The 14,057-nt window shown below is 41.3% G+C and carries 12 protein-coding genes; 1 reads left to right on the top strand and 11 read right to left on the bottom strand.

Features of this window, described 5'->3' with window-relative positions; genetic code table 11:
* Nucleotides 1-127: 127 nt before the first annotated feature.
* Complete coding sequence (locus tag H6G75_RS33035) at nucleotides 128-1,720, bottom strand: SUMF1/EgtB/PvdO family nonheme iron enzyme (protein ID WP_313934871.1); 1,593 nt, start codon at nucleotides 1,718-1,720, stop codon at nucleotides 128-130.
* On the bottom strand, nucleotides 1,692-2,483 hold the full coding sequence (gene egtC / locus H6G75_RS19305; protein WP_190981621.1) for an ergothioneine biosynthesis protein EgtC: 792 nt from the start codon (nucleotides 2,481-2,483) through the stop codon (nucleotides 1,692-1,694). The genes H6G75_RS33035 and egtC overlap by 29 nt, the downstream gene beginning before the upstream one ends.
* A gap of 161 nt (nucleotides 2,484-2,644) precedes the next feature.
* On the opposite strand from egtC, the gene H6G75_RS19310 reads away from it, so the two are divergent.
* Nucleotides 2,645-2,995 (top strand): DUF6717 family protein, encoded by a 351-nt coding sequence (locus tag H6G75_RS19310; RefSeq protein WP_190981622.1) that lies wholly within the window; start codon nucleotides 2,645-2,647, stop codon nucleotides 2,993-2,995.
* Between the two features lie 175 nt (nucleotides 2,996-3,170).
* Here H6G75_RS19310 and H6G75_RS19315 read toward each other — a convergent pair whose 3' ends face one another.
* The 9 genes from H6G75_RS19315 to hepA all read right to left on the bottom strand — a co-directional run bounded on the left by H6G75_RS19315 (nucleotide 3,171) and on the right by hepA (nucleotide 14,054).
* Nucleotides 3,171-4,292 (bottom strand): glycosyltransferase family 4 protein, encoded by a 1,122-nt coding sequence (locus tag H6G75_RS19315; RefSeq protein WP_190981623.1) that lies wholly within the window; start codon nucleotides 4,290-4,292, stop codon nucleotides 3,171-3,173.
* Between the two features lie 136 nt (nucleotides 4,293-4,428).
* Entirely contained in the window at nucleotides 4,429-5,871 is a 1,443-nt protein-coding gene (locus H6G75_RS19320) for an O-antigen ligase domain-containing protein (protein ID WP_190981624.1), read from the bottom strand.
* A gap of 16 nt (nucleotides 5,872-5,887) precedes the next feature.
* Nucleotides 5,888-6,970: a glycosyltransferase family 2 protein gene (locus tag H6G75_RS19325; protein ID WP_242051571.1), complete on the bottom strand. Its 1,083-nt coding sequence runs from the start codon at nucleotides 6,968-6,970 to the stop codon at nucleotides 5,888-5,890.
* Nucleotides 6,888-8,090: a glycosyltransferase family 4 protein gene (locus H6G75_RS19330; RefSeq protein ID WP_190981625.1), complete on the bottom strand. Its 1,203-nt coding sequence runs from the start codon at nucleotides 8,088-8,090 to the stop codon at nucleotides 6,888-6,890. Before H6G75_RS19330 ends, H6G75_RS19325 begins: the two co-directional genes overlap by 83 nt.
* 6 nt (nucleotides 8,091-8,096) lie before the next feature.
* Nucleotides 8,097-9,080 (bottom strand): glycosyltransferase family 2 protein, encoded by a 984-nt coding sequence (locus tag H6G75_RS19335; protein WP_190981626.1) that lies wholly within the window; start codon nucleotides 9,078-9,080, stop codon nucleotides 8,097-8,099.
* Nucleotides 9,046-10,050: a glycosyltransferase family 2 protein gene (locus tag H6G75_RS19340; protein ID WP_190981627.1), complete on the bottom strand. Its 1,005-nt coding sequence runs from the start codon at nucleotides 10,048-10,050 to the stop codon at nucleotides 9,046-9,048. The genes H6G75_RS19335 and H6G75_RS19340 overlap by 35 nt, the downstream gene beginning before the upstream one ends.
* Before the next feature lie 8 nt (nucleotides 10,051-10,058).
* The gene (locus H6G75_RS19345) at nucleotides 10,059-11,219 is read right to left on the bottom strand and encodes a glycosyltransferase family 4 protein (RefSeq protein WP_190981628.1); all 1,161 of its coding nucleotides are present in this window, start codon (nucleotides 11,217-11,219) and stop codon (nucleotides 10,059-10,061) included.
* A 1-nt stretch (nucleotide 11,220) separates the two neighbouring features.
* The gene (locus H6G75_RS19350; protein WP_190981629.1) at nucleotides 11,221-12,078 is read right to left on the bottom strand and encodes a hypothetical protein; all 858 of its coding nucleotides are present in this window, start codon (nucleotides 12,076-12,078) and stop codon (nucleotides 11,221-11,223) included.
* A 125-nt stretch (nucleotides 12,079-12,203) separates the two neighbouring features.
* Complete coding sequence (gene hepA / locus H6G75_RS19355; RefSeq protein ID WP_190981630.1) at nucleotides 12,204-14,054, bottom strand: heterocyst formation ABC transporter subunit HepA; 1,851 nt, start codon at nucleotides 14,052-14,054, stop codon at nucleotides 12,204-12,206.
* Between the last annotated feature and the right edge of the window lie 3 nt (nucleotides 14,055-14,057).

Genomic DNA, 14,057 nt, shown 5'->3' on the forward strand with positions numbered 1-14,057 from the left:
GCAACCTGAGATTGTCTCTAGCTAGTGAAACACACAGCCATAGCTGATTACCTCACGCTTAAGCTAGATCAATCAAGGTTTAACACTAAATTTGCGTATCTACCACTAAAAAAGCCATAAATTTTCGTTAATTAACACTTGTAGCACAGCGAAAACCACTAAAAACTTGGCGTATATGGGGATAGTACCAGTTCCGAAAACTACAACGTGCTACCCAGGGACGAGTTGCCCAACTACCGCCTTTTAGTACACGGTGTTGGTAATCAAAATAAACTTGCGAGTAACCTACATAAGGGTAACTTTGAAAACCTTGATATGGCGTAAACCAAGAAGCTGTCCATTCCCAAACATTGCCGAGGGTATCTAATAAGCCGTAGGAACTTTGGCCTTCAGGGTAATGATTTACTGGGGTTGTCTGACCAATGAGGCGATCGCAATTACAATATTTTTGTGAGGGCATTTCTTCACCCCAAGGATAGGTGCGCCGACGTTGAGCTTGAGCATCCCAACTAGCAGCTTTTTCCCATTCGGCTTCTGTGGGTAAACGCTTGCCAACAAACCGCGAATATGCTTCAGCTTCATACCAACTGACACCGCAGACTGGATGATCATCATAACTGCGATCGCTCTGCCAATAAAGTGGTTGTTTTTCCTGTTCTGTTTGTAGCCATTGCCACCCAGCATCTGACCACCACGCAGAATTTTCATAGCCTCCCGCCGCCATAAATTCCCGATACTGACCACAAGTTACTGGATAAGGATCAATCCAATAAGTATCCAGGTATACTCGATGGCAGAGACTTTCATTATCCAACGCATCCAGAGAATTATTTCCCATCTCAAATTCCCCAGCCGGAATCATCACCATTTGAGTGCTGAGTGCTGAGTGTTGAGTCACCGAAGTTTGCTCAACGGGGGAAACCCCCGCACGCAACTTCTCGCTGAGTGCTGAGTGCTGAGTGCTGAGTGTGATGTTCTTCCCTTGCACCCCTACACCTTCGCCCCCTTGGTTACTGAGCGAAGTCGAAGTAGGGTTACTGAGCGAAGTCGAAGTAGGGTTACTGAGCGAAGTCGAAGTAGGGTTACTGAGCGAAGTCGAAGTAGGGTTACTGAGCGAAGTCGAAGTAGGGTTACTGAGCGAAGTCGAAGTAGGGTTACTGAGCGAAGTCGAAGTAGGGTTACTGAGCGAAGTCGAAGTAGGGTTACTGAGCGAAGTCGAAGTAGGGTTACTGAGCGAAGTCGAAGTATGCACCCCTACACCCTTTCCTCTTTTTGACAGTTCCAACACATAGCTAAGAATTTCACAGTGTTGACTTTCGTGCTGAATTAAAAATCGCCACAGACGTTCTTGGGGTTCAATATCAACTACTTCCAGATATTCCAGCACTTTCTCGCGGACTGTCTGCAAGTAATAACGGATTTCGGCTAGGTTTGGTAATTTGATGCGTTCTGACTTGGGTAAACCATCTGCTGCAAACAACTTACGGTATTGCGGAAATAAACACCTTAAACCCGCACTATGTTCTAGCAACCATAAAGACTCGGTGTAAGCAATATGTCCCAAGTGCCAACCAACAGGACTAAAATCAGGATGATACTGATTGCAAAATGTAATTTCGTCTAGCTCATCCAACAGCTTTAAAGTTTTTCTCCGACAATCATTCAAAGCATAATAAATAAATTCTTTGGTGCTAGTAGATTTGCTCAATTTTGATATCACAGTCTTCTCCCACACTGATGATGCTATTCTCTGGGCAAGGATTCCAATTACCAGGAAATAAAGGTTCCGAAGCAATAATGACTGAGTTCGGAAAATTCAGATCATCTCGTATCCAATACAAAGACGGATTGGCTGCACCCACAGCAAAACGCGAAGCTATCAAACGTTTGCCATCACTTAAAACGATGTTGGCTAAAACTTTGATTTGATGACGTTTTGCTAATTCAGCGATCGCTAACAAAGTAGTGCGTAAGGCATATTCTGGCGGACGATGTTTGTTAATTTGATGCTGAGAAAGTAACAACGCAAATAAATGTTCGGAATCTGTACTCCCATAAATTTTGTCGTAAAATTCTGGTGTTAAAGTGCTACGGATTCTGCGGTGTAATGTTTGCCGAAAATTTTCAATGAATCCGTTATGCAGAAATAGCCAATTTTCATGATTAAATGGCTGACAATTGGCAAAATCTAAAGCTTGTCCGATTGTGGCACTGCGGACATAACCTAATACGCAACTTGATTCTACGTAACGGCTGAGATGGGGTAAGTTAATATCATTCCAAATCGGCAATGTATTTTTGTAGATGTAGGGAGCAGTATCTTTGTAACTATGATACCAACCCATACCAAAACCATCTGCATTTACTACCCCAGAAGTCATTTCGCGGGGTTGGTAACTTTGGACAATCAAAGAATGTTCTGGTTTATACAGAAGATGCTCCAAAGATACAGGCGAACCAAGATAGGCAAGTAAACGGCACATGCTAAAAGTATTTACTCCCAATTACAGTACAGAATAAGCTTGTTGGCTGAGAATTTCCTGAATTGTAAATGAGTTTGCCCCATGCTTGCCTGCTTCACCCTGCAAACCTCCTGATGCAATACAATTTTCTCAAGTTATATTATTCTCACCGATAATTGCTCATGACTAACTCAATGATGGTGATTTTTCCATACAGACATAATCAAACATGGGTATTTGATGATGAGCGTCTGGGTTTGGTGCAAGAACCGTTTGTGAGTGGTGTACCTGAAATGATTGATATTCTGGTTCAGGGTATAGCTAATGTGGATGAAGGGTTTAAACTGTTGTTTTCTGCTAGTCCTTTCCCTGGTTATCAAGCCGAATTAACTTGGTTACGTGAGGAGTATAACGGTAATTGGTATTTGTGGCGGGAAAAAAGTCTGGAAGGTTGGTTATGTCCGGCGTTATTTAAATATTTTGAGCAAGCGCCAGCAAAAATATATTGTCAAGCTGAAGGTTTGTATTCTTAAAATTATGCGTGAAATAAAAGATCCCCGACTTCTTTAAGAAGTCGGGGATCTGAATATGTCGATATTTAGCTATATTTACAAAGGTATGAGGGTGTATGTATCTAAAACGCTACACCCCAAACCCCTTCACCCTTACACCCAGTCTTCACAGACAATCTCTGTGGGTGAATCATATTTATGAAACACTCGGTATCAGAGAACGCAGAGTATTGATAAAGTTTTGCGCGTAGTTCTGGGTGGAGAAATCGAGGGCGCGTTGACGGGCAGCGACAGCGACATTTTGGGCAAAGTCTTGTTCGTCTAAATAACGCAGAATTGCGATCGCCAATGCCTCAGAATCACCGTAAGGTGTTAATAAGCCATTCATCCCGTCGGTGATAATTTCAGTAGGGCCGCCAGCATTACCCGCAATTACAGGTTTACCCAATGCCATCGCTTCAATAATCACAATGCCAAATGGTTCTTTATCAGAAGCATGAACAAAAACATCCATCGCTTGTACCCATTCGGGAATATTGCGCTGGAGTCCAGCCATAATTACTTTTTCTTGCAACCCTAAATTTGTTATTTCTGATTTAAGAAATTCTTCGTAGTCTGCCTCTAAATCATGCTTACCACCAACTACCACACAATGAGCATCAGGATACTTCTCTAACACTTTCGGCATTGCTTGAACAAGGACGTGCATTCCTTTCCAGCGTTGCAGTCTGCCCACAATGCCAATTAATGGCCCGTGTGATGGTAAGCCGAGTTTTTGCCGTGCTGTTTGGGGTGAAGGTAAAGCAGCAGGTTCAAATCTATCTAAGGCGACACCAGGATAAACCAGCGGTGTGGGACGATGGGGCCAAATTTCGGCTTGGGCTTGCTTGCCATCTTGGGAGAGGGTGATAACAGCACGGGCTGGTAATGCTGTGGCGAGGCGGACTAACCAAAACTTGTCATGGGGTACTTCCAGTTGATACCAAACAGATGGTAAACCTGCCAGCATCGCTGCCATACCGCCATAAAAATGGGTAATCCACATCCAATTGACGATTATATCTGCATGTTCGCGCCGAGCGATCGCAGCTATTCGCAAAACTGTAGAGATTAACTTATGGACTTGTCGCAACCTGCCACTTTCTAGAACTCGTGTATCAATGCCCAACTTTCTGACTTGTTCCACCATTGGGCCTGATTCTAGAAAAATGGCTATCCACTCAACACCAGCATTACGTCCTTGCTGCATCAAGTCTAAAAACATCATTTCACCGCCGCCTCTTTGTTCGGCTAGGGGCATGATAACTATAGCTTTCATATTTTTAATAAGGGTGTGAGGGATTAAGGGTGTAGGGGTGCTGACAGGTGTAGGTTTTTTACGTTCTGCCCCAAAAACCTTGATTTAGGGTGTAGGGGTGTAGGTGATTAATTTTTTCCCTTACACCCTCGAACCCCTACACCCGATTTTTGGTAATTTTTTCATGCTGATAGTATTTGTGTGCAGACATTGCCATTGCTAAAAATCCCCACAAAATCATCCCGGAGACGCTTAACATTCCACTCCCGATGACTAATTGAGCGCAAGAACTAATCCCAATGGCACGGGCGGCACTGACGAAGCTATCAAACCGCGCTTCGCTATACTGGATGACGCTAAAAAGAATCAGAATTAATCCACCTAAATAAAACACGGCTCCAAACCAGCCGAGGGTGAAAAACATATCGAGAATACCGCTATCAATGACAAATACCTCGATTTGTCCGGTTTTTTCATTGACTTTCCAAATATTGCCTAAACCATTACCCAGAATATTAGAAAGGGCAATGCCAAGGTTGCGATCGTAACTGCCGGATCTATCCCTAAAACTAGTATCTTTTTCGAGATTAGAAAAACTTTCTAACCGCGCTGATACTACGTCAGAAATTGGTTCAATGGTTGTGAGGGGAATTACACACAATGCCATCACAACCACGATCGCAATTAAACGCATTTGGATTTTGGCTTTGACTGAACCCATAATCAAAATTACGCCAAGTAACCAACCTCCCCAGTTAGTCCGGGCTTGGGCTAGTAAAAACGACAAGTAGCCAACAGCCGAAGCGGGAAAAATTAACGGCCCAGAAGCAGTAAATAATAACAATAATCCCGTCTGCATCACTGCACCAAACGGCCCGACCGAGTGCAATGTACTCCAAACACGCATTCCAAAGGGTACAGGGTTGCCAGAACTGGTAAATAATTTCGACTGAATTAGCCAGTATCTATCCCATTCCGGGGCAACGACAAATTGATAGATCCCGTAAGCACCAGTGAGTAAGACGCAAAACAGAAATGTTCGTTGTAAATTCTGGCGGTAAGTGGGATAGTCTCGCCAGTTCATGAATAAATGAAAAGCAAAAATAATGGGACTCAGCCAGTCTAATAAGCCGCGAGCCACGGGAACTGGAGCGTTATAAATTAAACCTACGAGAAAACTATAAAATACGCCGATAAAAGCCAAAATAAACGGTAAACCTCCCTGACGAGAGGCTTTGGGAAAGTGTCTTAAGAAGGTGGCGATTGTGACAAATACAACTAAATATGGTGCAATCAGAATCTGGCGAGTCGGATCCCAACCAACTCGATAGTCGATTAAACGGGCAACTAACGGTGTGAGAAACCACATCCACCAAGTAAAACCGATGTATAAAATCGGATGTCGTAAATATAAAAATATCGCTACGATTAAGGCTGTGACTGGATAAATCAGGCGTAAACTACCAGCCGCCCCAGCAAAGTAGCAAGTGACACTCAGCAAGATAAAGCCGAGAATAGCACTCCAACCTTGTAGCGATCGCTGTCGGGGTGAAAATGGTGTTTCTAAAAAGCTATTAAAAAGTAATGGTTGAGAAATCATACCAATTCTTCATTTGTCATTTGTCATTGGTGAGCCAGTGCGTTGGGCGGGTTCCCCGACTTGAAGCAACTGGTGAACCCAAAGGGTCAATAGTCATTAGTTCTTGGACTCCCCCTGCACCCCTGTAACCGTTCGGCTGACGCTCACGGCGGAAGCCTGTCACCTCTAACCTGTCACCTGTTACCTGCCATGTCTGCCATCCTTGCCAGCGACCGCGCCAGGAGGCTAAAAGTTTGCGGGTAGCGAGTCGGCCTTGGCTGGGGAAGAATCTTAGCCATTGAAGACAGCCAAAACAGTCTCTTGTGCCAACTAAAATTGCCCACAGCAAGAAGATGAGGCGGCGTAGGGGTGATAAATGTTCGAGTAAAACTAGGGTTTCGTTATGAACTAAGTTTATTTGGGCGATCGCATTAAAGTTATTGCGTTGGTCTTCGTCAAATCGCTGGGCGGGATAGTGGTCTACTGCAACTTGTGGATCATAAATCATCTGCCAATCCGCACGTTTTAAGGCGAGGGTGAATGCCATTTCAAAGTGTACCTGTGCGCCTGAACCTCGCATTCTTTCGTCAAAACGTAAGTTGGCGATCGCTTGGGTGCGAAAACTCATGTTCACACCTTTGAGAACATCGACTGGACGAGCTGCGCCGACTCCGAGATGATGGTTGCCAATTACACGCCCAAACCACTGCAATTCACCCACCACAGCGCGAGATTCATCCTCAATTTTGTCACCGTAATGTATCCAATCACGCCCACCAACACCGCCTATTTTGGCATCTGCGAGCAAGTGGGCGTTAATTTTCTCTAACCAATCAGGATGAGGTGCAGCGTCATCATCAGTAATAGATAAAACATCTCCCTCAACGGCTGCAAGTCCAGCGTTGAGGGCGGCAACTACTCCGGGAATGGCGACGGTGACGATTTGTAAAGGTAAATGATCAGTGGGAAAGGCTTGGAGAAATTGCCACGTTTGGGTATCTGTATCCCGCACAACGACGATGACTTGATCAACTGGTTTAGTTTGCGCTTGCAGTGCCGAAAGGCAACGAGATAGATCCAGAGGACGGCGATAGGTCGGGATGAGAACTGTGTTCTTCATGCTGTTGTAACTCCTCAAATAGATCCATATAGGTTTGGGCCATTGTTGACCAACTGTATTGTTGGGCGACGGCGCGGGCGGCTTGACCCATTTGTTGCATCAAGGTGCGATCGCTGACTAAAGATGACAAGGCAGCAGCTAAGGCCTCAACATCATCTGAATCTGGTAAAACAATTCCACATTCAGGTGTGACTAACTCTGCCCCACCGGTAGCTGTAGCGGTAATTACAGGCAACCCAGAGGCGAGGGCTTCTAACAAGACCAAGGTGCAAGCTTCATAACGGGAGGGGAACACAAATAAATCTACTGCCCGCATGATTTCGGCAATATCACGGCGATAACCGAGAAAATGTACCCGTTCGCTAATGCCTAAATCGGCGGCTAACTGCGGAAAGGGACTACCATCAGTACTCCCGACTACGGCTAGGTGTAAATCAGGTACTTTCACTAAGGCCTGTAAGACGCTATCTAAATTCTTCCGTGGTGTACGGATGTCTCCGGCAAATAATCCTAAATTTACATTCTCTGGTAAGTTTAATTTTTGGCGAGAGACGACACCGGGGGTAAACTCTTGCAAATCGACACCGTTGACGATGACTCGGATGCGATCGCGTGGTACGCCAATCTTAATTAACTCTTGGGCAACTTTCTCGGAGACGGCAACCACAACTTTAGCCCGTTGAAAAGCTTGTTTTTCCCAACGGGCATTTAAGGCGGTGTACAGCCATTGATAAAAACCGTAAGCATCGCGGCGAATGCGAGAAATATGCACAGGCGATCGCAACCAAGAACTATGAACAAAATGTACAGCATTCACATCAGCTGTAATATTTGTAATTGCGCCATTGATTTTTAATAAATCGATTTGTGAACGATTTTTTTGTAACCATGCCGCGCTTTTATATGAAAATATAAAATTACGAATAAACTCACTGGGATAATTATCAACCGAAATTTTAATCCAGTTAACTTTACTGTTCTGCTCAATTTCTGGTGCAACTTCGCTGGCTAATAATGTTAATTGATGACCACGGGCAATAGCTTCTTGGGCAACTTCATAGTTGACTCTTCCTTGACCATCACCTTTTTTGACTTTGTGGGTAACAATGCAAAGTTTCATTGATTTTTATACTCCCAGCAATTGATTAGCTAATGGTTGCGGAGTAAAACTGAGTATTAGTGCTGCTAAAGTTCTAATGTTCAATTTTTGTCTTTTAAATGCTTGGAATAAGTAAGGACGGGCTGCTTTTGTTTGGTGATTCCGCAGTAAACCAATACCTAAAGTGGTATGTGCTTCTAACCATTTAGCTTGAAAATACTCATGAAATTCTTGCAGTCGGCTATCTTCCATGAATGTTTTGTAGCAAAAAATTTCGCTTTGGGCTTTGCGAATTTTGGCGTTAGCATTTTTACTACCACTTAACATTGTGTCTGTTAATTCGTGGGCGCGATAATAAGTTAATCTTTCGGGATAATAGTAAGCATCATAGCCAGAAATGCAACAGAGATAAGTTAAATATAAATCCCACATACCGCCGGCTTCTTGGGGAATGCTATCCCAATCAATGATATGATTGCGAATTAAACAAGAGGCAGCAGTAGCGATACTTTTATCAATTAAACCAATGTTAGTGAAAGATTGATGAATACCGGGAGCTAAAATATCTCGTTTAAAACCCTGTGTATTTGCTTCTGTCCCAAGATGATTAATGTTACCATCACCATCAATAATATATTGGTCAGAAAAAGCCAAAATCAAATTAGAATTAGCTTCCAATTTTGGCACAAGTTTGGCTAAAAAATCTTCGTGCCACATATCATCATCATGGAGACTGGCAAGATATTTACCTTGTGCCATTTTAAAAGCATTCATTTGATTAGACAACATCCCGACATTTTCAGGATGTCGCCAAAATCTAATCCGTGAATCACCAAAAGATTCGATAATTGCTTGGGGGCTTTCGTGACTACAATTATCAGAAACAATGATTTCCAGATTCTGATAAGTTTGATTAACTGCACTGGCGATCGCCTGCTTCAAATATTCTGGTCGATTGTAAGTTGGGATAACAACACTAACCAGAGGTTGCTTTGCGTTCTGTTGTAACATATCCCTTCACACCGATAAATTTATTGCTAAATAAACTTTGGATAAAACTGAATAATAATGCGGCGATCGCTCTCACACTCAGCTTTTTCTTTTGCAAGACATACCAAAAATGAGGGCGTGCTAATTCTGGTTGTCCAGCTTTTAATAAACTCATACCCAAATATTGATTAGCTTCGATTAATCTCTGCTGAAAATGGGGAAATAATTCTTTTAATCTGGCATCTTGAATAAACTGTTCATAACAGAATATGTGATTTTTAGCTTTACGGATATTAATTTGTGGATTATCTGTTAATGTATCTGTTAACTCATGTTCGCGGTAGCGAGTTAGTTTTTCTGGAGTATAGTAAGCGCCTAAACCAGAGCGAGAACAGAGATAATTGATATACAAATCGTAAAAGCCACCCACCTCTAGGGGAAACGCTGTCCAATCTACAACATCTTTACGAATAACAGCAGCGTTAGCAGTACCTACAGACATATTTTCTATAGCAATTTTATAAAAAGGCTGATGAATTCCGGCTTTTAGATCAGCCCTTTTCCATGTCTTGGAACACTTTTGGGTCAGTTGATCATCTATTATTCCATCAGCTTTCATAACGTAATGATCACAGAAAGCGACAGCCAAATCAGAATTAGCTTCCAGAGGAGGAACAAGCTTGGCTAAAAAGTCTGGTTCCCACATATCATCATCATGCAAACTAGCAACATATTTACCTTTGGCGATGACAAAGCCGTTGATAATATTGGCAACCATACCGATGTTTTGTGAATTACGGCAAAACCGAATTCTTTCATCTTGAAAAGCTTCAACTATTGGTTGAGGACTAACATCACTACAGTTGTCACAAACAATAATTTCAATATTATTAAATGTCTGGTTAACAGCACTAGCGATCGCCTGTTTTAAATACTCTGGGCGATTATAAGTAGGGATAACCACACTAACTAATGGTTCTTGAATTGACATAAGTTTAACTAGTTATTTCTTGTATGAAATTCAGCAATAGTTTTGGTATAAATTTCAGCCAAATGCTGAACATGAACATCAATTGTAAATTCTTCTTGATACCAAGCTTGGCCTTTTTCACCCATTGTTCTTGCTTTGGCATAATTTGTTGCCAATTCATTAATTGCTGCCGCTAATTGTGCAATATTGTTAGGCGAAACTAAAACCCCAGTTTTGCCATCTTTTATATGTTCAGGAATTCCCCCAACAGCACTCGCAATTACAGGACGATAACGCGCATAAGCTTCTAAGGTAACTAAACCCGCAGGTTCCGGCCAAAGACTGGGAAAAATCACAGCTAACGATTGTTGATATAAAGTTTCTAATTGTTCAGAATTACACCAACCATGCCAAGTAATGCGATCGCTTAATCCCAAATCGGCGGCTAATTTTTCCATATTTGCCTTATCCCAACCATCACCAGCAATATCTAAATGGATATGTTTTTCAGTTTTGGTTAAGGCTTTGAGTAGCCACTCTAAACCTTTATCGGGAACTATCCGACCAACAAACAAAATGCGCTGATTTTGATAAATTGTCCGACTTAGAGGTTCTGTCTCAAATTTGGGTAACTGCACACCACAGCGTAGGGTGATCACACGTTCTGGTGATATTCCAGCATTAATGATTTGCTGACGGACATATTCACTATTAGCTATTACAGGGATTTTTAATTTTTTCAGGTTATTTAAGGGATTGTAAGCATTCCACCAGTTACCCAAAATTTTGTGTGGTCGCCGACTACCACAGCCATCAACTACATGACCCCAAGCACAACCAAGAGGATTGATGACGCGATCGCAAATTTTGCCTCGGTCTGCTAAATACTTTGTCCCACTCGGACAGTAACTACAATGATTGTGCAAGGTAAAAATTGCCGGACATTCTTCGCGTAAATCCGCTAAAAATTCTGGGTCGTGAAGGTGCAATAATTTAAATCGCTTTTGATTCTCTGTTTTAATCGACTTGAGAACACGTTGATGTACAGTTTCTTGTTTAGAGATATCGCAAGATTCTGAAATTTGTGAAAGTGCTAAAGAAGCCACATAAGTTTCAATGCCTCCCCCTCCATTAATATTAGTGTTAGTGCAGTGGTAAATCATCTCTGTATTGGTTACATTTTTGCTCATTTTACAGACCGACATTCAACCAAAATTTGTGTCTGACATCATTAACGTAATGTCTCAAAGCAATATGTTTAGCCGCGTAACGGTCAGTATAAATAAATTGGTCGTCAACTTTGATAATATATTTATCTTCAGCTAGTGCTTTAGCATTAGCATTGTGCATAGCTAAATGTACTATAGTTTGGTCTGTATAAAAAATAGGTGAATCGATAAACTTTTCTACTCGCTCTAGTGGTTTGAGCCAATCTAGTTGGTGTTTAAGAATAAAAAAACCTGCATTAACTGGATTTAGTTTATCAGTTTCATCTAATAAAATCCTTTCATCTAAAGAAGGCTTACAATCTGGTAAATACCAAGCAGATTTATCTTCGCTTTCGCATAAATTGATTAAATCTGTCGCACCAGGAAAGAATAAAATATCGGCATCTGTAAAAATAGTTGGTTTGTCAATAGACAGCGACATAAATACAGCCAGTCTCCGCCACATTGCCATTGTTGGTCGGTGTGGATGATTGAGGGCATAATCAAAGATATATTTAGGGATACTTTGATTAGCCAAGTCTTTCCAATCAATGACTTCTACACAACTATTGATTTGGCTTAATATCTTGCGGGAGTGAACTGTGTAACTACCATCAGAAATAACAATAAATTTATCAGGAATGCCTACATAACGAATAAATGAACGAATACTCGCTACTTGTACAGGTAAATCTCGCTCACAAGAAAAAGCATAAACGTTGAGATGAATCCTGCGAGATTGCTTAATAGGTAAAAAGCTAATTTTCTCAACTAGTTTACGATATATATTACTAGTGATTTGACCTTGGATTCTAGCGGTATGGTAGCCTATATTTACCATTGAATTTACCTCATAAATATATAAAGAATAATTAACCGCAGATACACGCAGATAAGATTTCTTGTGAAAAAATCAGATTAATTATTGTGAAGTATGAAATTTCCTACTTCATACTTCACACTTTGTTATCCTGCTTGTCCCATTTCGTATTGAGTTTTGTGATATTCCCAAAGCTTACCTTTTAGCTCTAAGAGTTCTTGATATTTGCCTTGTTCAACGATACGTCCTTGTTCTAAAACAACGACTTTATCGGCGTTGGCGATAGTAGAAAGACGATGAGCGATCGCAATTACTGTCCGACCTACAGATAGCTTTTCTAATGATTCTTGAATCAAGCGTTCGGTCACAGAATCGAGGGCGCTAGTAGCTTCATCTAATATCAAAATTTCTGGGTCACGTAACAAAGCTCGTGCGATCGCTATTCGTTGGCGTTGTCCACCAGATAATCTTACGCCTCTATCTCCTAATTTGGTGTCAAAGCCTTCTGGCATTTCTTCAACAAATTCCAGAGCGTTGGCTAACCGTGCAGCTTCTCGAATATCTGCGGCTGTGGCTCCTGTTGTCCCATAAGCAATATTTTGCCAAACAGAAGTATTAAAAATGAATGTATCTTGACTAACGACGGCGATTTTCTGGCGCAATGAATTGATATCAAATTTTTGGATATCAACTCCATCAATCATCACATGACCTTCTGTGGGGTCATAAAATCTGGGAATTAAATCAATTAATGTACTTTTACCTGCGCCAGTGGCTCCTACTAAGGCTGTGGTTTTGCCTTTTTCAATACTGAGTGTGACATTATTGAGTACTAAATGATTGGGATCATAACCAAAATCTACAGACACAACATCAATAGAATGTTTTAACCCAGTAAATTGAATTTTGCCATTCTGTAAATAGGTTTTATCATCAGTCCTCACCAAATCTTTAATATTGTCGGCTGCACCTGCTAATGTACTCAGATGCGCTCTCGTACCATTAATATCTTGTACAATCGGCACTACTCGAAACAACACAAAGAAAAATGTTAATAAAGATGCAACTTGTAGTGTGCCGTTGACCACAAATACGGTAAAAGCAAAAATAATCATCCCAATGAGAATTGTACTCGCAATACTTTCGGCTAATGGTCTCACCATCGCCCAAATTAAGATAACTTTTTTGGAACTCTTGAGTACATTATCACTAGCCTGATAAAAACGCTGACGTTCAAAATTCTGCGTCCCAAATGCCTGAACTGTGCGAATCCCGTTAATAAATTCTATAGCTGTGGAAGTAAAATGACCGTTAGCAATAGAAGTACTAAAACTACTTTCCCTCGCACGAGAATTGAGAGTTGATAACCCGACACCAGCCAATGTAAATAGCAAAAACGATGCAATAGATAACTGCCAAGATAACAAAAACATCGAGATAAAGTAGACAGTAGCAGTGATAGTTCTCGTCATTAAAAATGCCGTACCACTAAACCACTGCTTGATGCGTTCAATTTCTGTAGTAATTGTATTAATCAGTTCCCCAGAGCGTGTTGTGGCAAAGTAACTCAATGGCAAACTTTGTAACTGTTCAAAAATCTGCTTTCGCAGGCGATCGGCTAAATATAACTGAGTACTTTCTGTATAGACTTGCGCTAAATAATTAAAACCTGCTCTTAACCAAGTGCTGAGTAAAATTAGCAAAGATATGCGATATAAACGATTAATTGCTGAACTATTGGCAGCTAAAATCCAAATATCAAACCACTCGACACCAGTTTGTATTGGCTTTGCATTGGGTTCAGTTAAATTTTGCAAGAATGATAGCAAAAAACCAATACTAAAACCTTCAAATGTTGCTGCTAAAAAAGAAAATACTAAAGCAAATATAGCAACTTTGCGGAAATGTTTAAATTCTCGCAATATTAAATAGTTTTTTTGCCAAAATGTAGTAGCTTTAAATAAATCATTTAATTGTTTGGTTAGTTTAACAAGCATGAG

It is taken from the genome of Nostoc sp. FACHB-280 (genome assembly GCF_014697615.1).
Lineage (GTDB): Bacteria > Cyanobacteriota > Cyanobacteriia > Cyanobacteriales > Nostocaceae > Nostoc_B.